Raw genomic sequence first — 23906 nt, forward strand, 5'->3', positions numbered from 1 at the left:
AACGGATTCACAACCGGACAAGCCCGCCCAGGGTTTGCGATAAAGTAACGAGCAATAGCGCAAGTGGCGCAGACACGTGAGCAAAGGACGTCTACTGTAGGTAGGCCCGCCCTGTTCACGCGTCAGCCGCGCCGTTTGACTGAAACTCGTCGGCTTGACGCAACCTGGCCGGGCTTTTTAATGTCCAAGGCAGTTCAAGTAATAAGGAAACCAGCAGCGATGGCGTATTACCGCACTCCTCACGACGTTACCGCTCTGCCCGCCTGGCAGGCGCTGAAGCAACACCGCGAAAGCATGCAGGATTTCAGCATGCGCGATGCATTCAATGCCGACCCGCAGCGCTTCAACCACTTCTCCCTGAGCAGTTGCGGACTGTTTCTCGACTATTCGAAAAACCTGATCTCCAGCCAAACCCGTGACCTGCTGGTAAAACTGGCAGGTGAAGTCGGATTGCAGGATGCGATCAAGTCACTGTTCGCCGGCGAGATTCTCAACGCCTCCGAAGGCCGCCCGGCGCTGCACACGGCCTTGCGCCGCCCGGTAGGCGACAAGCTGAACGTGGCCGGCGTCAATGTGATGCCGGAAGTGCACAAGGTCCTGAACCAGATCACGGAGCTGGTTGGCCGAATTCATGACGGCCTGTGGCGTGGCTACAGCGAAAAGCCGATCACAGACGTGGTCAACATCGGCATCGGTGGCTCATTCCTCGGGCCGGAACTGGTCTCCGAAGCGCTGCTGCCCTATGCCCAGAAAGGCGTGCGTTGCCATTACCTGGCCAATATCGACGGCAGCGAGTTCCATGAGCTGTCGGCCAAGCTGCGCGCCGAAACCACGCTGTTCATTGTTTCGTCGAAATCCTTCAGCACCCTGGAAACCTTGAAGAACGCCCAGGCCGCACGCGCCTGGTACCTGGCCCAGGGCGGTTCGGAAGCAGAGCTGTATCGTCATTTCATTGCGGTTTCGAGCAACAATGCCGCCGCGATTGCCTTCGGTATCCGGGAGGAAAACATTTTCCCGATGTGGGACTGGGTCGGTGGACGCTACTCGTTGTGGTCGGCCATTGGCCTGCCAATCGCGCTGTCCATCGGCATCGCCAACTTCAAGGAGCTGCTGTCCGGTGCCTACACCATGGACCAGCACTTCCAGACTGCACCCTTCGAACAGAACATGCCGGTGCTGCTGGCCTTGCTGGGCGTCTGGTACGGCAACTTCTGGGGCGCGCAAAGCCACGCGATCCTTCCGTATGACCACTACCTGCGCAATATCACCAAGCACCTGCAGCAGCTGGACATGGAATCCAACGGCAAGAGCGTGCGCCAGGACGGCACTCCGGTTAACCACGACACCGGCCCGGTCATCTGGGGTGGCGTCGGCTGCAACGGCCAGCATGCCTATCACCAGCTGTTGCACCAGGGCACCCAGTTGATCCCGGCGGACTTCATCGTCCCGGTGGTGAGTTTCAACCCGGTTGCCGACCATCACCAATGGCTGTACGCCAACTGCCTGTCCCAGAGCCAGGCGCTGATGCTAGGCAAGACCCGTGACGAAGCCGAGCGTGAGCTGCGCGACAAGGGCATGACTGAAGCCGATATCCAGAAACTGGCGCCGCACAAGGTGATTCCGGGCAACCGTCCGAGCAATACCCTGGTGGTCGAGCGCATCAGCCCGCGTCGTCTGGGCGCGCTGGTTGCGATGTACGAGCACAAAGTCTTCGTACAAAGCGTGGTCTGGGGCATCAACGCCTTCGACCAGTGGGGCGTGGAACTCGGCAAGGAACTGGGCAAGGGCGTCTACCAGCGCCTGACCGGTAGCATCGAAGAGCCTGCAGAAGATGCTTCGACCCAGGGCCTGATCAATTACTTCCGCGGTCGTCATCGCGGTTGATCGCCTGATATGTCCCTTCCCTTGGAGGGGACCTTTCTCGTTCCCACGCTCTGCGTGGGAATGCCGTGCCAGAGGCTCCGCGTCGTCCTGCACCAGCGCATTGCGGCGCGTCGCAGGATGCATTCCCACGCAGAGCGTGGGAACTAGGAGTATGACCTTCGTACTCGCTTTCCCCTCTTGAACCGTGCGAGCTCCGAGCGCACCCTTAGGCTAGTTGCAAACAAGCCCAAGGAACCGCCATGTTCGATATCAGTGCTTATCCACAAGCCGATGCCGTCAGTAAAGCGGCGCAACTCGGCCAGGATGATTATCAACGGCTCTACCAGCAATCGATAACGCAACCCGATCAATTCTGGGCCGAACAGGCCAAGGCCCTGCTCGACTGGAGCCAGCCCTGGGACAGTGTCCAGCAGTGCGACTTGAGAACGGGCCAGGCGGCCTGGTTCAAGGGCGGCAAACTCAACGTCAGTCAAAACTGCATCGACCGCCACCTGGAAAAGCGCGGCGATCAGGTCGCCTTGCTGTGGGAAGGCGACGACCCTGCCGACTCCAGCGCAATTACCTACAACACCCTGCACCGCAATGTTTGCCGCCTGGCCAACGTGCTGAAAAGTCGCGGGGTGAAGAAAGGCGACCGGGTCTGTATCTATATGCCAATGGTCCCGGAAGCGGCCTACGCGATGCTGGCCTGCACCCGTATCGGCGCGATTCATTCGGTGGTATTCGGTGGCTTCTCCCCGGATGCGCTGCGCGATCGCATTCTCGATGCCGATTGCCGCACGGTCATTACCGCAGACGAGGGCGTGCGCGGCGGTAAATATATACCGCTCAAGAGCAACGTCGACAAAGCGCTGCTCAGTTGCCCGGATGTCAGCACAGTGGTGGTGGTCGAGCGCACCAAAAACACAGTCCAATGGGTCAAGGGCCGCGACCTCTGGTATCACCAGGCCATGGCACAGGCCAGTGGCGATTGCCCGCCGGAACCGATGGATGCCGAAGACCCGCTGTTCATCCTCTACACCTCCGGCAGCACCGGCAAACCCAAGGGTGTGCTACACAGCACCGGCGGCTATCTGTTGCAGGCCGCACTGACCTTCAAATATGTCTTCGATTACCGTGATGGCGAGATCTTCTGGTGCACCGCTGACGTCGGCTGGGTCACCGGCCACAGCTACATCGTTTACGGGCCATTGGCCAATGGCGCCACCAGCCTGATCTTCGAAGGCGTACCGAACTACCCTGACACGTCGCGCTTCTGGCAAGTCATCGACAAGCACAAGGTCAATATCTTCTATACCGCCCCCACAGCCTTGCGTGCCTTGATGCGCGAAGGTCCCGGGCCACTGGCAAAGAGTTCCCGTGCCAGCCTGCGCCTGCTCGGCAGCGTCGGCGAGCCGATCAACCCGGAAGCCTGGGAATGGTACTTCAATGAGGTCGGCAAGCAGCGCTGCCCCATCGTCGACACCTGGTGGCAGACCGAAACCGGCGGCATCATGATCACTCCGCTGGCCGGAACGCGGCGGCTCAAGCCTGGTTGCGCCACCCGGCCCATGTTCGGCGTTCAACCGGTATTGCTCGACGAGAAAGGCCATCTGATCGAAGGCGCCGGCAGCGGCATCCTGGCAATCAAGGCAAGCTGGCCGGGACAGATCCGCAGCGTCTATGGCGATCATCAACGAATGATCGATACCTACTTCAAACCCTTTCCCGGGTATTACTTCACTGGCGATGGTGCCCGCCGCGACGAGGATGGCGACATCTGGATCACCGGCCGCATCGATGACGTCATCAACGTTTCCGGACACCGGATCGGTACCGCCGAAGTGGAAAGCGCGCTGGTCCTGCACGACAGCATCGCCGAAGCCGCCGTGGTCGGTTACCCTCACGACCTCAAGGGCCAGGGCATTTATGCCTTTGTCACGCCCATGAACGGCGTGACGCCCGATGAAACGCTGCAAAAGGAACTGCTGGCGCTGGTCAGCAAGGAAATCGGCAGTTTCGCCAAACCGGAACTCATACAGTGGGCGCCTGCCTTGCCCAAGACCCGCTCAGGGAAAATCATGCGACGCATTCTGCGCAAGATTGCCTGCAATGAACTGGACAGCCTGGGTGACACCTCGACCCTGGCCGACCCGAGCGTGGTCCAGGGCCTGATCGACAAGCGCCTGAACCATTGATCCGCGAGACGCCGTAATGCGGCGCCCTGCCCCTGCACAAGCACCTATGGAACGTATTCGTCGTCGCATCGAAAAACAGGTATTGAGCCTGACCGGCCTGTCGCTGGGCCAGCTCGATCTGGAAAATCCCAAGGGCGATCCCGGCCTGTTCGGGCCGGATACGGTCTGCTGGCGGGTACATGCCGACTTCACCAGCATGCTCATCGGCGGCATCAGTGCCTTGCTGCTGCAAGTCATGCACCCGCTGGCGCTGGCAGGGGTCTGGGATCACTCGAACTTTCGCCAGGACATGCTCGGTCGCCTGCGCAGGACCGGGCAATTCATCTCCGGCACCACCTTTGGCTCGACCCAGGATGCCAACTGGCTGATCGAAAAGGTCCGAACCATCCACCTGCAGGTCGTCGGCAAGGCCGAAGACGGCCGACCCTATGCCGCCAGCGATCCCGACCTGTTGACCTGGGTGCATGTCGCCGAGGTCAGCAGCTTTCTTGCCGCTCACCTGCGTTATCGCAACCCGCACCTGTCGCTCGCCGAGCAGGACACCTATTACGCCGAAATCGCGCTGGTTGCCGAACGCCTGGGCGCACGCGATGTACCTCGTTCGCGCCAGGCCATCGCCGATTACCTGGAGCAGATGCGGCCGCAGCTGGTCTGCGATCATCGCAGCCATGAGGTCGTTCAGGTTCTGCTCGACGCTCCAGCACCCAGCCGGCTGACCAAACCCTTTGGCGCCTTGATGATGCAAGCTGGCATCGACCTGCTGCCCAACTGGGCCAGCGCCCAGCTTGAACTCACGCAACATCCGCTGCATCGCCGCCTGGTACGCCTGGGTGTCGCCAACACCGCCCCGGTGCTGCGCTGGGCGGTGCGCGACGGCTCGGTACATCGTGCACGTCGGCGCATGGGTATTACCTGATGCTTCGGCCATACAAGATGACTGATCGGTCATATAATGGCAATTTCACCCGCAGCTATGCCAACATGCGCCGCTGCCTGTCGGGCGCGAGTGCCTCGCGCTCCCCGGACACTATCCAATAAGCGTGAGGACCCGTGCCATGCAAGATGTCGTTATCGTTGCCGCCACCCGTACTGCCGTCGGCAGTTTCCAGGGTTCGTTGGCAACCATCCCCGCGGTTGACCTGGGTGCGGCGGTCATTCGCCAACTCCTGTCCCAGACCGGCCTGGACGGCGCGCAAGTCGACGAAGTCATCCTCGGCCAGGTCCTGACTGCAGGCGCGGGCCAGAACCCAGCACGCCAGGCTACGATCAAGGCTGGCCTGCCCCACGCGGTCCCCGCCCTGACCCTGAACAAAGTCTGCGGCTCGGGCCTGAAAGCCTTGCATCTGGGCGCCCAGGCCATTCGTTGCGGTGATGCCGATATCATCATCGCCGGTGGTCAGGAGAATATGAGCCTGGCCAACTATGTCATGCCCGGCGCACGTACCGGCTTGCGCATGGGCCACGGCAAAGTCGTCGATACCATGATCAGCGATGGCTTGTGGGATGCCTTCAACGACTACCACATGGGCATCACGGCCGAAAACCTGGTGGAAAAATACGGCATCAGCCGTGAAGACCAGGATGCGTTTGCCGCCGCCTCGCAACAAAAGGCTGCCGCCGCCATCGAGTCCGGGCGCTTCGTCGACGAAATCACCCCGATCCTGATTCCTCAGCGCAAGGGCGACCCGGTGGCCTTCGCCACCGATGAGCAACCACGCGCCGGCACCACCGCCGAATCCCTGAGCAAACTCAAGGCGGCCTTCAAGAAAGACGGTACCGTGACCGCGGGCAATGCCTCTACCCTCAACGATGGCGCGGCTGCCGTGTTGCTGATGAGTGCCGCCAAGGCCGAGCAACTCGGCCTGCCGGTCCTCGCGCGCATCAAGGCCTACGCCAACGCCGGAGTCGATCCGGCCATCATGGGCATCGGCCCGGTCAGCGCCACTCGTCGCTGCCTGGACAAAGCCGGCTGGACCCTGGACCAACTGGATCTTATCGAAGCCAACGAAGCCTTCGCCGCCCAGGCCCTGTCGGTCGGCAAGGAGCTGGGTTGGGATGCCAGCAAAGTCAACGTCAACGGTGGCGCCATCGCCATCGGCCATCCGATCGGAGCATCGGGCTGCCGTGTGCTGGTGACCCTGCTGCACGAGATGATCAAGCGCGATGCGAAAAAGGGCCTGGCAACCCTGTGCATCGGTGGCGGCCAAGGCGTGGCACTGGCGATCGAACGCTAACCTGTGCAAAAGTCGGGGCTCCACAGAGCCCCTTCTTGTTAAACTGCACGTCCCTAGTCAAGGCCACGTGCATGTCCCTCTTGAATCAGGCGCTGCGCGCCTCCCTCGATGCCCGCAAAGACCTCCTCGCCGAACTGCACCAGCAGGGCACCAACTGTTACCGCCTGTTCCACGGCAGCCAGGAAGGCGCCGGCGGCCTGACGGTAGACCGCTATGGCCCTCAGTTGCTGGTCCAGAGTTTTCACCAGACGCTGGAGCTCGATGCATTGCTGGCCGTGAAAGACACCGTTGATCACGAGTTGGGCTTCGAAACGCTGCTGGTCTACAACGACCGCTCCCAGGGCAATTCACGTATCGATCGCCATGACCCTGTCTATCGCGCCGAAGAAGCCGCCCTGGCCGACCTCACGGCACAGGAATGGGGCCTCAACTACCGGGTGCGCGCACGCCACGCCGGCCAGGACCCCTTGCTGTTTCTCGACCTGCGCAACGCCCGCGGTTGGGTCAAGGAGCACAGCGCCGGCAAAAGCGTGCTGAACCTGTTCGCCTATACCTGCGGCGTTGGCCTGAGTGCAGCTGCCGGTGGTGCGCGAGAAGTCTGCAATCTGGACTTTGCCGAAGGCAACCTGGCCGTTGGCCGCGATAACGGGGCACTCAACCCGCAGTTGCCGGCAATGCAGTTTGTCCAGTCCGACTATTTCCCGGCGATCCGGCAATTGGCCGGCCTGCCGATCAGCCAGCGTCGCGGACAGAAGCTGCCAAGCTACCCGCGCCTGCAACAACGTCAATACGACCTTGTGTTTCTCGACCCACCGGCCTGGGCCAAAAGCGCTTTTGGCACGGTCGACCTGTTGCGTGACTATCAGAGCCTGCTCAAGCCGGCCCTGCTCAGCACCGCGGATAATGGCGTACTGATCTGCTGCAACAACCTGGCAAAGGTCAGCATCGACGATTGGCGCGAACAGGTGTTGCGCTGTGCAGAAAAGGCCGGGCGGCCCGTTCGTGAGTGGCAGGTGCTGACACCGGCGAGCGACTTCCCCTCCCGCGATCAACAGCCACCCTTGAAGACACTGATCTTGCAGCTATAAATCCTACGCAAGAATCGGCGTTTTATTTCGACTACAGAGGTGTTTTCTTCGGAACTGGATTCGCGTGCCATACTCCAACGACCTCTGTTCGAGATAGATGACGCATCACATGCCCAAAGGATTGAAACGCGCCATCGGCGCCTTGCTGACCGTCTTCGCCCTCTATAGCCTGATTGGCTTTCTGATACTGCCCGGGGTTGCCTTGCGCATCGCCAATCAGCAGTTGGCGAACTACTCCACCGTTCCTGCACATCTGGAGCGTCTGGAGCTCAACCCGTTCAGTCTTGAACTGACTCTATGGGGCTTGCGCATCGGCGAGACCGGCCAGGAGCAGGTCGCTTTCGAGCGTTTGTACGCAAACCTGCAAATCGACAGTCTGCGGACTCGTGCCCTGCATCTGGCCCGGGTGGAACTGGACAAGCCACGCACCGAATTGTTGTTCGACAAAGACGGTAGCCTCAACCTCGCGCAGCTGTTCAAGCTGCCGGCCAGCAAGCCGCAGCCCGAGACGCCTGAAAGCAAGCCATTCCCCGTACGCCTGGACAGCATCAAGCTGAGCGATGGCTACCTGCATTTCAAGGATATGCGCCCCAGCGAACCCATCGAGTTTCTCTACGACTCGCTGAATCTGGAGCTGAAGAACCTCAGTACCCTGCCCGACGATAACGCCGACATGACCCTGGTCGCCATCGGTCCCCACGGCGGCCAGATTGACTGGAGCGGCCGGGTCAGCCTGGTGCCGATCACCTCCGAAGGCACATTGAAGATCACCGACGGCAAGATGAAAGCCTTCTGGCCCTACGTGCGCGATGCCGTGCCACTGGTGCTTGAAGAGGGTGTCATGAGCCTCAGTACCGATTACAAACTCAACCTGAGTAAAGAAACCGAACTGTTGCTGGAAAACACATCGGTCAGCGTTGCCCCTTTCGCAATCAAGGCTCCGGATGGGCGCCCACTGGTGCGCATGGAGCGGTTGGACATCAGCGAAACATCGATTGATCTGGCCAAGCAACTGGTAACAGTGGGTAAAGTCCGCAGCCAAAAACTCGAGACCTGGGCTGCCCGGGAGGCCGATGGCCAACTCGACTGGCAAAAGCTGTTTGCCAGCCAACCAGCCAAGCCTTCCCCCAAGGAGACAGCGGCGCCCGCTTCGGCAGAGCCAAAAGCCTCGGAACAAGCGGTGCAAAGCAAACCCTGGCAAGTGCTACTGCGCGATGTGCAACTGCGCGACTACCAGGTTCATCTGGCCGATCGGGTGCCCAAGGAAGCGGTTGCCCTGGAGCTCGGCCCGCTGAATGTCGACATGCAGAACTTCGACAGCCTCAACAAGTCGCCGTTCACCCTCAAGGTCGATACCGGCCTGGGCAAACAAGGCAAGATCACGGCATCCGGAGAGCTGAACCTGGCACCGGTCAGTGCCAGATTGAAAGTGATCACCCAGGACATCGATCTGCGGGTGGCACAAGCCTATATAAACCCCTTCATTCGCCTTGAGCTGCGCAGCGGCATGCTTGCCAGCGATCTGAATGTCGACCTCAAGAGCACCGAGCCGCTCGCCTTCAGCGTGACCGGTAAAGCCAGGGTCAATCAGTTGCACACCCTCGACACCCTCAAGAGTCGCGATTTCGTCAAATGGCAGCAGCTTGATCTGGATGGGCTCGAATATCGTCATGGTGACGCCCTGTCGATTGCCAAGGTCAGCCTTCTACAACCTTACGCGCGCTTCATCATCAATGAAGACCGCACCACCAATATCAATGACCTGCTGATCCCGCAAGCGGCGCCGAGCACTACAGCCAAGGCACCGGGCAAACCCGCCGCCGGAAGTGATAAACCGCTGGGTATCCATATCGGTCAGATCGACATCAACGACGGCTCGGCCAACTTTGCCGACCTGAGCCTGACACCCGATTTCGCCACTGCCATCCAACAGCTCAACGGACAGATAGGCACCATCGACAGCCGCCAGCAGAAACCGGCCAAGGTCGATATCAAGGGCAAGGTCGACCGCTATGCGCCGGTCACCATCAAGGGCGCCGTCAACCCCTTCGACCCCATCGCCAGCCTGGACATCGCCACCAGTTTCAAGCGCGTAGAACTGACCAACCTGACCCCGTATTCAGGCAAGTTCGCCGGCTTTCGCATCCGCAAGGGCCGGCTCAATCTCGATCTGCATTACGTGATTACCAAGGGCCAGTTGAAAGCGGAAAACAAAGTGCTGGTCCAGCAGCTGCAATTGGGCGAAAAAGTCGACAGTCCGGATGCCGTGGACCTGCCCATCCGCCTGGCCGTGGCCTTGCTCAAGGACACTGAGGGCAATATCTCAATCGAGCTGCCGGTCTCCGGCAACCTCAATGACCCACAGTTCAGCGTCATGCCGATCGTCTGGCAAACCCTGCGCAACCTGGTGCTGCGCGCGGTCCAGGCACCGTTCAAGTTCATCGGCGGCCTGGTCAGCGGGGGTGGCGCAGAAGACCTGGGCAGTGTGGCTTTCGCCCCGGGCTCCAGCGAACTCAGTGGCGATGCGCAAGGCGTGCTCAACAAGCTGGCAGACGCACTCAAATCCCGCCCTGCCCTGCGCCTGGAAATCGTAGGCACCAGCGCCCAGAGCAGCGACGGCCCCTTGATTGCCGAGCAACGGCTGGAACGTGAATACCAGAGCACCTACTACAAGATCCTGCAGCGGCGGGGCGAAAAGGTCCCGGCCCAGGCTGCCCAGCTCAAGGTCCCTGATGGCGAGAAAACGCCCATGCTCGAAGGGATTTACCGCACGCGTTTGAAACAACAGCCCCCGGCTGAATGGGAACAACTGGACCGCAACGAACGTACCGCCAAGCTGCGTGAAGGGGTGCTCAAGTCCTGGGCCACAAGCGACTTGCTCCTGCGCCAGCTGGGTCAGGCGCGGGCCAGCAGCATCAAGGACTATCTGGTGGACAAAGGCAAGCTGGCCGACGAGCGCATTTTTTTCATCGATGCGTCGCTGGGCGAAGCTGAAAGCGATGGGCGGGTGGTGACGCCGATGCATCTGGATGCGGAATGATGCTTATTAGCTACTCGTTCCCACGCTCCGCGTGGGAATGCATACTGCGACGCTTCGCGTCGCGCATGGGCCGCAAGATCGACGCTGGAGCGTCTGGCACGACGTTCCCACGCGGAGCGTGGGAACGAGAACGACACAAAAAAGCCCCGACACCAGGTGCCGGGGCTTTGAGTGACCATGTCCTTATGGCCTTCGCATGAACCTCTGCGTGGTAACAATCGTTACCGGCGAGTTGCGAGAAACTTGCCTTAGTTAGCCATCAGGCCATCAGCAGAAACCGCTTTGACCCCTTTGATGTTCTTGGCAATTTTGATTGCCATGTCTTTCTGGGTATCGGTCAGCTCGGTTTTCGAGGAGAGGGAAACAACACCCTTGTTGGTCTCGACCTTGATGTCACTACCAGGGACACCCTTCTCGGTCATCAGATCGGCCTTCACTTTGGTGGTGATCCAGGTATCGGAGGTGTCTTGCTTCATTTCGGTAACTTCACCCGCGGCGATAACCATGGGGGATTGAGAAGGCTGTGCTGTCTGTTGGGCGAATGCCGCATTGGCCAGGGTCAAGGTCAGGGCGGTGGCTGTAGCGGCAGCAATAGCGAACTTCTTCATACGAGTTACTCCTGTTTTTCGAAAGGTCTGCGCCTCAGTTCCTGGCGGCAGGGTTACATGAACTAGTGCAGGGCCTGTGCCAACCCATCCGAAGACAAAAATATCTTCAAATTCAATAACTTAAAAAACAGGATAATTCTGCCCGTCATGCATATTGCATGGTCATCGACAATGTCGCGTGCAAGATGCATGTCTGCCTATCGGCTTTGGCTGCCATGCAGCAGGCATAAAAAAGGACCCCGAAGGGTCCTTTTTCTTTTCAGCAAGGCTCGGTGATTAAACGCCCGAAGCCTTGGCTGCTGCCACGTCCTTGATGGACAGCTTGATACGGCCGCGGTTGTCCACGTCCAGTACCAGCACTTCCACTTCCTGGCCTTCTTTCAGGATATCGGTCACTTTCTCGACGCGAGCATCGCTCAGCATGGAGATGTGAACCAGACCGTCCTTGCCTGGCAGGATGTTGACGAATGCGCCGAAGTCGACGATGCGCTCAACCTTACCGACGTAGATCTTGCCGATCTCGGCTTCAGCGGTGATACCCAGTACGCGCTGACGTGCCGCTTCAGCAGCTTCCTTGGTTTCGCCGAAAATCTTGATCGAGCCGTCGTCTTCGATATCGATCGAAGCCTTGGTCTCTTCGCAGATTGCGCGAATGGTGGCGCCGCCTTTACCGATAACGTCACGGATCTTGTCGGTGTCGATCTTCATCGCGATCATGGTCGGAGCGTTTTCCGACAGTTCGCTACGGGACTGACCGATGATCTGGTTCATCTGACCGAGGATGTTCAGGCGCGCTTCCAGGGCTTGGCCCAGAGCGATTTCCATGATTTCTTCGGTGATGCCCTTAATCTTGATGTCCATCTGCAGCGCGGTGACGCCTTTGGCGGTACCGGCTACCTTGAAGTCCATGTCGCCCAGGTGGTCTTCGTCGCCCAGGATGTCGGTCAGGACGGCGAACTTCTCGCCTTCTTTAACCAGGCCCATGGCGATACCGGCAACCGGTGCCTTCATCGGCACACCAGCGTCCATCAGAGCCAGGGAAGCGCCGCAGACCGAAGCCATGGAGCTCGAACCGTTGGACTCGGTGATTTCCGATACCACGCGGATGGTGTACGGGAACACGTCAGCGGCAGGCAGCATGGCCTGAACCGAACGACGGGCCAGACGGCCGTGACCGATTTCGCGACGACCTGCACCGCCCATGCGGCCACACTCGCCCACCGAGAACGGAGGGAAGTTGTAGTGCAGCATGAAGGGGTCTTTTTTCTCGCCTTCCAGGGTGTCCAGCAGCTGTGCGTCACGGGCAGTACCCAGAGTCGCTACGACCAGTGCCTGGGTTTCGCCACGGGTGAACAGGGCCGAACCGTGAGTCTTCGGCAGAACACCGACTTCGATGTTCAGCGGACGTACGGTGCGGGTGTCACGACCATCGATACGCGGCTTGCCGTTGACGATGTTTTCGCGAACGGTGCGGTATTCGATTTCGCCGAATGCAGCTTTGACGTCGCTGGAAGACGGCTGGCCTTCTTCACCCGACAGCTTGGCAACAACCTGGTCACGCAGCTCGCCCAGACGCGCATAACGGTCGGCCTTGACGGTGATGGTGTAGGCCTGGGAGATCGCCTCGCCGAACTCGGAGCGGATTGCGCCCAGCAGGTCGGTGGCTTCTGGAGCCGGAGCCCAGTCCCATGTTGGCTTGGCAGCTTCGGCAGCCAGCTCTTTAACAGCCTGGATAACGGCCTGGAATTCGTCGTGGGCGAACAGCACGGCGCCCAGCATCTGGTCTTCGGTCAGCTCTTTGGCTTCCGATTCAACCATCAGAACGGCTTCTTCGGTACCGGCAACGACCATGTCCAGGCTCGATGCGGCCAATTGCTCGTAGGTCGGGTTCAGCAGGTAGCCGGTGCTTTCATGGAAAGCAACGCGCGCAGCGCCGATCGGGCCGTCGAAAGGAATGCCGGAGATCGCCAGGGCAGCCGAGGTACCGATCATCGCAGCGATGTCCGGATCGGTTTTCTTGCTGGTGGAAACGACGGTGCAGACAACCTGCACTTCGTTCATGAAGCCTTCAGGGAACAGCGGGCGGATCGGACGGTCGATCAGACGCGAGGTCAGGGTTTCTTTCTCGGAAGGACGGCCTTCACGCTTGAAGAAACCGCCAGGGATCTTGCCGGCAGCGTAGGTTTTTTCCTGGTAGTGCACAGACAGAGGGAAGAAGCCCTTGCCTGGATCAGCCTGCTTGGCGCCGACCACAGTCACCAGCACGGTGACGTCGTTGTCGACGGTGACCAATACGGCGCCGGAGGCTTGACGAGCAATACGGCCCGTCTCGAGGGTGACGGTCGATTGACCGAACTGGAATTTCTTGATTACCGGGTTCACGGTTTCCTACCTTCTTTAGTTGCTCTGGGGGAACTGGTTTCTTGCGAAATTCTTGGGCAGACAGGGGATTCGGCCCCTTTGACCGTCCAGATAAAACTTGAGGCTGGAAGCCTGCCCGGTTCAAGCGCAAAAACGCTCAAGCCAGACAGACAACCAACCTCATAGATACGCGCGGGATGCTCATCAAGCCTGGCGCCAGGCGCCAGGATCGACGAATGCAGCACGCCGCGCACACCACTGGCCAGGGCGCTATTAGCGACGCAGACCCAGACGACCGATCAGGGCGCTGTAACGAGTGGTGTCCTTACCTTTCAGGTAGTCCAGCAGCTTGCGACGCTGGTTTACCATGCGGATCAGACCACGACGGGAGTGGTGATCTTTACCGTTGGCCTTGAAGTGACCTTGCAGCTTGTTGATGTTGGCGGTCAGCAGTGCAACTTGCACTTCTGGCGAACCAGTGTCACCAACGGCTTGCTGGTAGTCGGTAACGATCTGAGCTTTTTCTTCAACGCTGAGTGCCATGTGGGCTTCTCCAATCAAGGGAACCGAATGAACGGTTTCCAATAGGCCAGGGATAATTCCCTGTATTTAAAAGTGAGGAGTGACCGTGCCTATTAACAGCCATCCTCTTTCCCTGTGGTGATGAAACCGCAGGGTTCGGTCATTCCGACCGAATCAAGCGACGTGGCGCGATGCGCCCGTCTTCGCTCACTTCACCGATACCGATGAAGCGACCGTTGTGATCCTGTACCCGCACCATGCCGAACTTCGGCGCGTCGGGTGCTCTTACCGGTTGCCCGTGCAGCCAGTAGAACGCACTGTGCTCGGAGAACTGCAACAGTGGCCAATCCTGCAGACCGCTGTCGGACGGCATCAAAAACTGATCGACCGCCTCATTGCCGCCTTCGGCATGGACGCGTTCAAGCTCTTCGAGCGTGACGGTCTGGGCCAAGGTGAAAGGGCCTGCGTGGGTACGGCGCAACTGCGCAACGTAAGCACCACAGCCCAATTGCTCGCCGATATCTTCGACCAGCGTACGAATGTAGGTACCTTTTGAGCAACCTACCGACAGCCGTGCACGAGTTTCCTCGCACTCGAGCAATTCCAAGCGGTCAATAGTAACAGAACGCGCTTCGCGCTCCACTACTTCACCTGCACGCGCCAGCTTGTAGAGCGGCTGCCCGTCACGCTTGAGCGCCGAGTACATCGGCGGTATCTGACTGATTTCACCACGAAATTGTGGCAAAACGGCTTCGATGTCCGCGCGACCAACGGTCACAGGGCGCTCGAGCAAAACCTCACCTTCGGCATCGGCCGTGGTGGTGGTCATGCCCATCTGCATGACAGTCTCATAGCCCTTGTCGGAATCGAGCAGGTACTGGGAGAACTTGGTCGCCTCACCGAAGCACAGCGGCAACACGCCAGTGGCCAAGGGATCGAGGCTGCCAGTGTGGCCGGCCTTCTCGGCATTGAGCAGCCAGCGAACCTTCTGCAACGCGGCATTGGAGGTGAACCCCAACGGCTTGTCGAGCAGGATGATGCCACTGACGTTACGGCGAATACGTTTGACCTGAGCCACCGCTTACACCTCGGCGTCTGGTTTTGAATCAGCGTCCTGATGCTGGCTGTCTTCAGCCACCGCGCGCTCGATCAGTGCCGACAAATGGGCACCGCGCGTCACGCTTTCATCGTAATGGAAGTGCAGCTGGGGAACACTGCGCAGCTTCATTTCCTTGCCCAACTGCATGCGCAGGAAGCCTGCCGCCGAGTTGAGCACCTTGATGCTCTGCTTGATGTCTTCGGCCGTTTCCTGGCCCATGACGGTGATGAACACCTTGGCATGACCGACGTCACGGCTGACATCGACCGCGGTGATGGTGACCAGGCCGACGCGCGGATCCTTCACTTCACGACGGATCAGTTGCGCCAGTTCGCGTTGCATCTGGTCGCCGATGCGCTGGGTACGGCTATATTCTTTTGCCATGTTTATTACCTGTAACTAGAAGCGGCAAACGCCCGGCCAGGCTGAAAGCCGGACCGGGCGTTGCGTTTAGAACCGCAATGGAGTGCGAACATGCATTCCACCAGGTTCCTCGAGCTCGCGGATTAGAGCGTACGAGCCACTTGGACTTTCTCGAAGACTTCGATCTTGTCGCCGACCTTGACGTCGTTGTAGCTCTTCACGCCGATACCGCATTCCATGCCGGCACGCACTTCGGAAGCGTCATCCTTGAAGCGGCGCAGGGATTCCAGCTCACCTTCGAAGATAACGATGTCTTCGCGCAGTACGCGAATTGGACGGTTACGGTGCACGACACCTTCGACAACCATACAACCGGCAATCGCGCCGAACTTCGGCGAGCGGAACACATCACGCACTTCGGCGATGCCCAGGATGTTCTCGCGAACATCGCTGCCGAGCATACCGGTCAGGGCCTTCTTGACGTCTTCAATGATGTCGTAGATCACGTTGTAGTAACGCATATCCAGACCTTCCTGCTCGACGATCTTGCGCGCGCCGGCATCGGCACGCACGTTGAAGCCGAACAGTACTGCATTGGAGGCCAGTGCCAGGTTGGCGTCGGACTCGGTGATACCACCGACACCGCCGCCGACCACGCGTACTTGCACTTCGTCGTTGCCCAGGCCATTCAGAGCGCCTTGCAGAGCTTCCAGCGAGCCACGGACGTCGGATTTGAGGACGATGTTGAGCGTCTTCTTCTCTTCCTGCCCCATGGTCTCGAAGATGTTTTCCAGCTTGCCGGCGTGAGCACGGGCCAGCTTGACTTCACGGAACTTGCCTTGACGGAACAGAGCCACTTCACGGGCTTTCTTCTCGTCGGCAACCACGCTCATCTCGTCGCCAGCGTCCGGCGTGCCGTCCAGGCCGAGGATCTCGACCGGAATGGCCGGACCTGCTTCCTTGATGGACTTGCCGTTTTCGTCGAGCATGGCGCGAACGCGGCCATAGTTCGAGCCGACCAGGACCATGTCACCCTGGCGCAGGGTACCGTCTTGAACCAGCACGGTGGCAACCGGGCCACGGCCCTTGTCCAGGCGCGATTCGACCACTACACCACGGCCAGGAGCCGACGGGGTAGCGGTCAATTCGAGTACTTCAGCCTGCAGCAGTACGGCTTCGAGCAGCTCGTCGACACCGGTACCCATCTTCGCCGAGACCGGTACGAATGGAGTGTCGCCACCCCAGTCTTCGGAAGTCACGCCGTGAACCGACAGTTCGCTGCGGATGCGATCGAGATCGGCGCCCGGCTTGTCGATCTTGTTCACTGCCACGACCAGCGGAACACCGGCGGCCTGGGCGTGCTGAACGGCTTCGACGGTCTGCGGCATCACGCCGTCGTCCGCCGCAACCACCAGGATCACGATGTCGGTGGCCTTGGCACCACGGGCACGCATCGCGGTAAACGCGGCGTGGCCCGGGGTGTCGAGGAAAGTCACCATGCCACGCTCGGTTTCAACGTGGTACGCACCGATGTGCTGGGTGATGCCGCCGGCTTCGCCAGCCGCTACCTTGGCACGACGGATGTAGTCGAGCAGCGAGGTCTTACCGTGGTCAACGTGGCCCATTACGGTCACGACCGGCGCACGAGCAACAGCTTCGCCTTCGAACTTCAGGGACTCGGCCAGGGAATCTTCCAGGGCCGTATCGCTGACCAGGGTCACCTTGTGGCCCAGCTCCTCGGCAACCAGCTGGGCAGTTTCCTGATCCAGTACCTGGTTGATGGTGGCCGGCGTACCCAGCTTGAACATGAACTTGATGACTTCGGCAGCCTTGACCGACATCTGCGCGGCCAGATCGCCGACAGTGATGGTCTCGCCGATCTGCACGTCACGGACAACCGGGCCGGTTGGGCTCTGGAAACCGTGGGCGTTGCGTTTTTTCAGCTTGCTCTTGCCACGACCGCCGCGACGGAAGCCATCGCTTTCTTCGTCGGTGGTACGCGGAGCCGAACGAGGGGCCGGAACCTTCTCTTTTTCCTTGACCGAGGCGCGGTGCGGGGCGTTCTTGCGTTCGCCATCACCACGACGAGCGTCTTCGTTGCGCGGTTTGTCCGGGCGACGTGGCTCGTCTTTCTTGCGCTCGACAACCGGAGCAGGCGCGATATCGACCACAGGCGCGGCAACGACCGGAGCCTGAACAGCCGGCTCGGCGGCGACCGGCGCCTGAGCAGGCGCCGATGGCTGACGACGTGCGTCTTCTTCGGCACGCACGCGGGCTTCTTCTTCGGCCTTTTGACGGGCTGCATTCTCTGCTGCACGACGCTCTTCGAGCTCGCGCTTCTGCTCAGCCTGGATCTCTTCCGGGCTGCGCTGAACGAATACTTTCTTCTTGCGCACTTCTACGCTGATGCTTTTGCTGCCAGCAACACGCAGGGTGCTTGTGGTCTTGCGCTGCAAGGTAATCTTGCGCGGTTCTTCCACTTTAGCCTTGTGGCTACTTTTCAAATGAGCCAGCAGAGCCTGCTTCTCATTGTCGGTCACAACTTGTCCGGCGTCGGTGTGCGGCAAACCTGCCTCACGCATCTGCTGCAACAGGCGCTCTACCGGTGCGGCGACCTCTTTGGCCAATTCTTTCACCGTGACTTGCGTCATGCACTTCTCTCCTCAGGCCGCGCCTACTTACTCGAACCAGTGGGCTCGGGCGGCCATGATCAACTTGCCGGCACGATCATCGTCAATGCCGTCGATGTCGAGCAGATCGTCAATAGACTGCTCGGCCAGGTCTTCGCGGGTAATTACGCCGCGCACCGCCAGTTCCATCGCCAAATCCTTGTCCATACCCTCAAGCGAGAGCAGGTCTTCGGCTGGATGGGCGTCTGCCAGCTTTTCCTCAGTAGCGATGGCTTTAGTCAACAAGCGATCCTTGGCCCGAGCGCGAAGCTCGTTGACGATGTCTTCGTCAAAGCCGTCGATGTTGAGCATTTCTTCCAACGGTACGTAGGCAATCTCTTCCAGGCTGGTGAAGCCTTCGTCGACCAACACCTGTGCCAGCTCTTCGTCGACTTCCAGCTCGTCGATGAAGTTGCGCAGGATGTCGCCGGTTTCAGCTTGCTGTTTGGCCTGGATGTCCGATTCGGTCATCACGTTCAGGGTCCAGCCGGTCAACTGGCTGGCCAGACGTACGTTCTGACCACCGCGACCAATAGCCTGGGCCAGATTGTCCGCGCCGACGGCGATGTCCATGGCATGGGCATCTTCATCAACGATGATTGCTGCCACTTCGGCTGGAGACATGGCGTTGATCACGAATTGCGCAGGGTTGTCATCCCACAGGACGATATCCACACGCTCGCCACCCAACTCACCGGACACCGCCTGGACACGCGAACCGCGCATACCGATGCAGGCACCCTGTGGGTCGATGCGCTTGTCCTTGGAGCGAACAGCGATCTTGGCGCGCGAACCCGGGTCACGGGACGCTGCCATCACTTCGATCAGACCTTCAGCAATTTCCGGCACTTCGATACGGAACAGTTCGATCAGCATTTCCGGCGCGGTACGCGACAGAATCAGCTGAGGTCCGCGGTTCTCGGTGCGGATTTCCTTCAGCAGCGCACGAACACGTACGCCAACACGGAATGTTTCGCGAGAAATGATATCTTCACGCGCCAGCAGGGCTTCGGCATTGTTGCCCAGGTCGACGATGACATTGTCACGCGTGACCTTCTTTACCGTGCCGGAAATGATTTCGCCCAGTCGCTCGCGATAGGCGTCAACGACTTGAGCACGCTCGGCTTCGCGAACCTTCTGCACGATGACCTGCTTGGCGGTCTGTGCAGCGATGCGGCCGAACTCGATGGATTCGATTTTTTCTTCGATAACATCGCCGACTTTGGCTTCAGGATGGGTTACCTGAATCTTGCTCGGCCAGGTTTCGATTGCCGGATCATCAAGATCCGCTTCTTCTACGACCGTCCAGCGACGGAACGTCTCGTAATTACCGGTGTGACGGTTGATTTCCACACGCAGGTCGACTTCATCTTCAAAACGCTTTTTGGTCGCGGTGGCCAGTGCCACTTCCAGCGCCTCAAAAATAACGCCAGCCGGTACACCCTTTTCATTGGATACCGACTCAACAACCAGCAGTACTTCTTTGCTCATCGTACGCCTCGCCCTTCGCAAGCCATTGGATCCGCGGGATCCGCAGTATCTGGCACGTCTCAGTCAAAACTGGGAATAATATTGGCCTTGTCGATCATATCGATCGGCAACAGAAACTCGTGGTCCTCAACCTGCACCACGACATCCTGTTCCTCCACCCCGCGGAGAAGGCCCTGAAAGTTACGTCGTCCTTCAAAAGGCGAGCGCAGCTTTATTTTCACTTGTTCGCCGGCATACTTGGCAAACTGTTCAAGCGTGAACAGTGGGCGTTCCATGCCAGGAGAGGAAACTTCAAGGGTGTATTCAACGGAGATCGGATCTTCAACATCCAGCACACCGCTGATCTGACGGCTGACGATGGCACAGTCATCCACCAGCACACCGCCTTCTTTATCGATATAAATACGCAACAGTGAATGGCGACCTTGAGCGGAAAACTCAATTCCCCAGCATTCATAGCCCAGGGCCACGACCACCGGGGCCAACAAGGCCTGCAACTGTTCTAGCTTGCTCGACACCTGAACCCCCTCGTGCATGTTTGTGCATGCTGTATAAATAAAAAAAAATGGGCGAAGCGCCCATCCCTGAAACGCCGTCGAAAGCGGCGTGTAAAGTGTCCAGCTAACAAAAAGCCCCTGAGAAGGGGCTCCGCTAAAACTGGTTGCGGGGGCCGGATTTGAACCGACGACCTTCGGGTTATGAGCCCGACGAGCTACCAGACTGCTCCACCCCGCGACAAAGCTGGGGCGGAAGTATACGACCGATCCCTTGCAGGGTCAATCTAACCTCCACCGACAAGAAAGCCCGCAACAGCGGGCTATCTTGTTAATTGGTACCGAGAAGGGGACTCGAACCCCTACACCCTATGGGCACAACCACCTCAAGGTTGCGTGTCTACCAATTCCACCACCTCGGCAATACTACAGTTGAAACAGTGGCCCTCCTCAGAGGATCACTTTTGCTCTTGGGCCCCTGGGACGTCAGTGGTATTCACTTCAGTCTTTTGCCCTTCGAGCACCGGCACATCGTCTGCTGCCGGTTTTTGCTTCGGTACTTCCAACACTGCCGGGCTTGGCAATCCTACCTGAGTCAGCTCATGAGCCTTCTCTTTAGCAAAGTAACCTAACCCTAAGCTGGTCATGAAGAAACTGGCGGCAAGTATAGCAGTAAACTTACTAAGAAAGGTAGAGGAACCTTGGCTTCCGAACACAGTATTTGATGCACCTGCTCCGAAAGATGCGCCAGCGTCCGCACCCTTACCCTGCTGCAGCAAAACCAGAGCTACTACGCCCAGCGCACCCAGCAGATGAAAAACGACTACGACTGTTTCCAGCATTTTTTCAGTTTCCCGCGGCGCGACAGATCGCACCGAATTCATCTGCATTCAGGGAAGCTCCACCAATGAGCCCCCCATCGATATCCGGCATGCCGAACAGCTCAGCCGCATTGGCCGCCTTCACGCTGCCGCCGTATAGAAGCCGCACATTTCTGGCGACTTCTGCGTTTTCTGCTGCCAGCTGCGCACGAATGGCTGCGTGCACATCCTGAGCTTGCTGTGGCGTGGCCGTCAGTCCGGTGCCGATGGCCCATACTGGCTCGTAGGCAATCACCGCATTGACGAACGCACCTGCACCCAGCTCCTCAATGATACTGCCAAGCTGACGCCCGACAACCTCAAGAGTCTTGCCTGCCTCGCGTTGCTCCAGGGTCTCCCCTATGCACAACACCGGCTTCAAGCCACAAGCCTGGGCTGCTGCAAACTTGCGGTTAAGCACCTCGTCACGCTCGCCAATCAACTGACGCCGCTCGGAATGCCCGACCAAAACCAATCCACAACCTGCATCGACCAACTGACTTGGCGCAATCTCGCCTGTCAGCGCGCCTTGCATCGGCTCAACCGCGGAGTTCTGGGCTCCGACGGTAATCGCCTTGCCTTGCAAGCCTTCAATCACTTGATTGATAAACAGACAAGGCGGAAATACCGCAACATCAACACCGCCAGGAAGGGCCAGATTACGTAGGCCCTCGATCAGCTCAGCGACGCTGGCGCGGGTACCGTGCATTTTCCAGTTACCAGCTACCAAAGGGCGACGCATGCTGTACCTCGTCGGTCAAAGTGGGCGCAGATGTTACCCAACCAAATCACCGCTGGCAAGCCAAAATCAGGCGCAAACTTCACTTACCAGTTTTGCCAGTGCTTCAGCATGGCCACGGACCACACTTTCATCATCACCTTCGACCATGACACGCACCAATGGCTCTGTTCCGGACTTGCGCAGCAGTACTCGGCCACGCCCCGCCATCGCCTCGGTAACGCGCTCGCACGCTTCCTTGACTGCCGGATGCTCAACCGGATCGACCCCGCCGCCGAAGCGAACGTTGATCAGCACCTGCGGACACTTGCGCAAGGCATGACGAGCCTGGGCCAATGTCTCGCCGCGACGCTTGATCGCCAGCAGGACTTGCAGCGCCGCGATGATCGCATCACCGGTGGTGGTGTTCTGCAGGCACAGAATATGCCCCGAGTTCTCACCGCCGACCTGCCAATCGCGCTCGAGCAGCTCGGCCGTCACGTAGCGGTCGCCAACCTTGGCACGGACGAAGGGAATCGATAATTCCTGAAACGCCAACTCCAGGCCCAGGTTGCTCATCAGCGTACCGACCACGCCGCCTTGCAACTTGCCACGCATGTGCAGGTCGCGGGCAATGATGAACAACAGGTCGTCACCATCGACGATGGCACCGGTGTGATCGACCATGAGCACACGGTCGCCGTCGCCATCAAAGGCGATCCCGAGGTCGGCATGCCCGACCAGTACGGCAGCCTGCAGCGCTTCGATATGCGTCGAGCCGCATTTTTCGTTGATGTTCAGGCCATCGGGTTGCGCCGAAAGCACGGTCACCTCGGCACCGAGCTCGCGAAACACACTTGGCGCAACCTTGTAGGTCGCACCATGAGCGCAGTCGACAACCAGCTTCAGCCCGGCGAAATCGGTACTGGTCGGCACACTGCTCTTGCAGAATTCGATATAGCGTCCCGCCGCATCGTTGATGCGCGAGACCTTGCCGAGCTTGCTCGACTCGACCACGGTCATGGGCGTGTCCAGCAACTCTTCGATCATCAGCTCGACTTCGTCCGGAAGCTTGGTGCCCTGCCCGGAAAAGAACTTGATGCCGTTGTCGTCATGAGGGTTGTGCGAGGCACTGATGACAATACCCGCCTCGGCATGAAAGGTCCGGGTCAGATAGGCGATGGCCGGCGTCGGCATGGGCCCCAGCAGCATGACATCGGCGCCTGCGGCTGAAAGCCCGGCCTCCAGGGCTGATTCGAACATATAGCCCGAGATCCGCGTGTCCTTGCCCACCAGCACCTTGCAGGCGCCCAGACGGCGAAAGGCCATGCCTGCCGCCCAACCCAGCTTGAGCATGAAATCAGGAGTAATAGGGTATTGGCCAACACGACCGCGAATACCGTCAGTACCAAAATATTTTCTGCTCATAAATGCTCCATCATTCTTATTCGGACGATTCAACTGCGGCGATCATCCGTACTACATCGACTGTTTCAGCAACATCATGAACGCGAAGAATCTTCGCGCCCTTGGTCATGGCCAGGGCTGCCAGCGCCAAACCGCCATACAAGCGCTCGCCCACCGGGCGCCCCAGGGCCATCCCGATCATGCTTTTGCGCGAAACGCCCACCAGCAGCGGACGCCCCAGGGCATGCAGCGACTCCATATGCCGGAACAAGCTCAGGTTATGCGCCAGCGTCTTGGCGAAACCGAAACCCGGATCGAGGATGATCTTGCCCGCCTCGATGCCCGCACTGGCGCAAGCATCCATACGCTCGCGCAGAAAGGCTGCGACCTCTGCCGTCACGTTGTCGTATTGGGGATTGTCCTGCATGTCACCGGGCTCGCCAAGCATATGCATCAAGCACACTGGCAGGCCGGTCGCAGCCGCTGCATCCAGCGCACCATCACGCCGCAGCGAACGGACGTCGTTGATCAGGCCGGCACCCAGCCGTGCCGTCTCGCGCATGACCGCAGGCGTGGAGGTATCGACCGAAATAATGACATCAAGTTCACGATGAATAGCCTCGACCACCGGAGCGACACGCTCCAGCTCTTCGAGCGGGGTGACCACTCGCGCGCCGGGACGGGTCGACTCGCCACCTACATCGATCAGGGTGGCACCGGCTGCGACCATGGCCTCGGCATGACGCAAGGCGGCATCCAGCTGATTGAAGCGACCACCATCGGAAAAGGAATCAGGTGTGGCATTGAGGATGCCCATAACATGGGTATGGGCCAAATCAAGAACCCGGTTGCCGCAAGGCAACCGGGTTGGGTACTGCTCAGATGTCATGA

18 protein-coding genes and 2 tRNA genes are annotated in these 23906 nt (G+C 59.4%); 6 read left to right on the top strand and 14 right to left on the bottom strand.

Annotated features, from left to right (window positions below):
* Nucleotides 1-219: 219 nt before the first annotated feature.
* From pgi to F2S13_RS21390, 6 genes are all read left to right on the top strand, one after another.
* Complete coding sequence (gene pgi, locus F2S13_RS21365; RefSeq protein WP_166364482.1) at nucleotides 220-1884, top strand: glucose-6-phosphate isomerase; 1665 nt, start codon at nucleotides 220-222, stop codon at nucleotides 1882-1884.
* A 239-nt stretch (nucleotides 1885-2123) separates the two neighbouring features.
* Nucleotides 2124-4061: an acetate--CoA ligase gene (gene acs, locus F2S13_RS21370; protein WP_166364484.1), complete on the top strand. Its 1938-nt coding sequence runs from the start codon at nucleotides 2124-2126 to the stop codon at nucleotides 4059-4061.
* A gap of 46 nt (nucleotides 4062-4107) precedes the next feature.
* Nucleotides 4108-4977 (top strand): oxygenase MpaB family protein, encoded by an 870-nt coding sequence (locus F2S13_RS21375; RefSeq protein ID WP_166364486.1) that lies wholly within the window; start codon nucleotides 4108-4110, stop codon nucleotides 4975-4977.
* Between the two features lie 139 nt (nucleotides 4978-5116).
* Nucleotides 5117-6295 carry an acetyl-CoA C-acetyltransferase gene (locus F2S13_RS21380; RefSeq protein WP_166364488.1) on the top strand — a complete coding sequence of 393 codons (1179 nt, stop codon included), beginning with the start codon at nucleotides 5117-5119 and terminating at the stop codon, nucleotides 6293-6295.
* Between the two features lie 71 nt (nucleotides 6296-6366).
* Nucleotides 6367-7383 (top strand): class I SAM-dependent rRNA methyltransferase, encoded by a 1017-nt coding sequence (locus tag F2S13_RS21385; RefSeq protein ID WP_166364490.1) that lies wholly within the window; start codon nucleotides 6367-6369, stop codon nucleotides 7381-7383.
* A 109-nt stretch (nucleotides 7384-7492) separates the two neighbouring features.
* Nucleotides 7493-10423: a DUF748 domain-containing protein gene (locus F2S13_RS21390; RefSeq protein WP_166364492.1), complete on the top strand. Its 2931-nt coding sequence runs from the start codon at nucleotides 7493-7495 to the stop codon at nucleotides 10421-10423.
* Between the two features lie 248 nt (nucleotides 10424-10671).
* Here F2S13_RS21390 and F2S13_RS21395 read toward each other — a convergent pair whose 3' ends face one another.
* From F2S13_RS21395 to folP, 14 genes are all read right to left on the bottom strand, one after another.
* Nucleotides 10672-11031, bottom strand: coding sequence for a BON domain-containing protein (locus F2S13_RS21395; protein WP_166364494.1), 360 nt, complete (start codon nucleotides 11029-11031; stop codon nucleotides 10672-10674).
* Between the two features lie 276 nt (nucleotides 11032-11307).
* Nucleotides 11308-13413, bottom strand: a complete 2106-nt coding sequence (pnp, locus tag F2S13_RS21400) for a polyribonucleotide nucleotidyltransferase (RefSeq protein ID WP_166364496.1) — start codon at nucleotides 13411-13413, stop codon at nucleotides 11308-11310.
* Nucleotides 13414-13665: 252 nt separating this feature from the next.
* On the bottom strand, nucleotides 13666-13935 hold the full coding sequence (rpsO, locus tag F2S13_RS21405; RefSeq protein ID WP_119137890.1) for a 30S ribosomal protein S15: 270 nt from the start codon (nucleotides 13933-13935) through the stop codon (nucleotides 13666-13668).
* A 139-nt stretch (nucleotides 13936-14074) separates the two neighbouring features.
* On the bottom strand, nucleotides 14075-14992 hold the full coding sequence (gene truB, locus F2S13_RS21410; RefSeq protein ID WP_166364498.1) for a tRNA pseudouridine(55) synthase TruB: 918 nt from the start codon (nucleotides 14990-14992) through the stop codon (nucleotides 14075-14077).
* Between the two features lie 3 nt (nucleotides 14993-14995).
* Nucleotides 14996-15397, bottom strand: coding sequence for a 30S ribosome-binding factor RbfA (rbfA, locus tag F2S13_RS21415; RefSeq protein WP_166364500.1), 402 nt, complete (start codon nucleotides 15395-15397; stop codon nucleotides 14996-14998).
* A 122-nt stretch (nucleotides 15398-15519) separates the two neighbouring features.
* Entirely contained in the window at nucleotides 15520-18027 is a 2508-nt protein-coding gene (gene infB, locus F2S13_RS21420) for a translation initiation factor IF-2 (RefSeq protein WP_166364502.1), read from the bottom strand.
* Nucleotides 18028-18054: 27 nt separating this feature from the next.
* Nucleotides 18055-19536: a transcription termination factor NusA gene (nusA, locus tag F2S13_RS21425; protein WP_166364504.1), complete on the bottom strand. Its 1482-nt coding sequence runs from the start codon at nucleotides 19534-19536 to the stop codon at nucleotides 18055-18057.
* 59 nt (nucleotides 19537-19595) lie between these two features.
* Nucleotides 19596-20054, bottom strand: a complete 459-nt coding sequence (gene rimP, locus F2S13_RS21430) for a ribosome maturation factor RimP (RefSeq protein WP_166364506.1) — start codon at nucleotides 20052-20054, stop codon at nucleotides 19596-19598.
* 140 nt (nucleotides 20055-20194) lie between these two features.
* A tRNA-Met gene (locus F2S13_RS21435) sits at nucleotides 20195-20271 on the bottom strand.
* Between the two features lie 95 nt (nucleotides 20272-20366).
* Nucleotides 20367-20452: transfer RNA gene (locus F2S13_RS21440), tRNA-Leu, on the bottom strand.
* Between the two features lie 36 nt (nucleotides 20453-20488).
* Nucleotides 20489-20872 carry a preprotein translocase subunit SecG gene (gene secG / locus F2S13_RS21445; protein WP_166364543.1) on the bottom strand — a complete coding sequence of 128 codons (384 nt, stop codon included), beginning with the start codon at nucleotides 20870-20872 and terminating at the stop codon, nucleotides 20489-20491.
* Nucleotides 20873-20876: 4 nt separating this feature from the next.
* Nucleotides 20877-21632 (bottom strand): triose-phosphate isomerase, encoded by a 756-nt coding sequence (gene tpiA / locus F2S13_RS21450; protein WP_166364508.1) that lies wholly within the window; start codon nucleotides 21630-21632, stop codon nucleotides 20877-20879.
* Nucleotides 21633-21698: 66 nt separating this feature from the next.
* Nucleotides 21699-23036 (bottom strand): phosphoglucosamine mutase, encoded by a 1338-nt coding sequence (gene glmM / locus F2S13_RS21455; protein ID WP_166364510.1) that lies wholly within the window; start codon nucleotides 23034-23036, stop codon nucleotides 21699-21701.
* A gap of 16 nt (nucleotides 23037-23052) precedes the next feature.
* The gene (gene folP, locus F2S13_RS21460) at nucleotides 23053-23904 is read right to left on the bottom strand and encodes a dihydropteroate synthase (protein WP_166364512.1); all 852 of its coding nucleotides are present in this window, start codon (nucleotides 23902-23904) and stop codon (nucleotides 23053-23055) included.
* Nucleotides 23905-23906 lie beyond the last annotated feature (2 nt).

Origin of the sequence: Pseudomonas akapageensis, from assembly GCF_011355085.1 — a bacterium.
Lineage (GTDB): Bacteria > Pseudomonadota > Gammaproteobacteria > Pseudomonadales > Pseudomonadaceae > Aquipseudomonas > Aquipseudomonas akapageensis.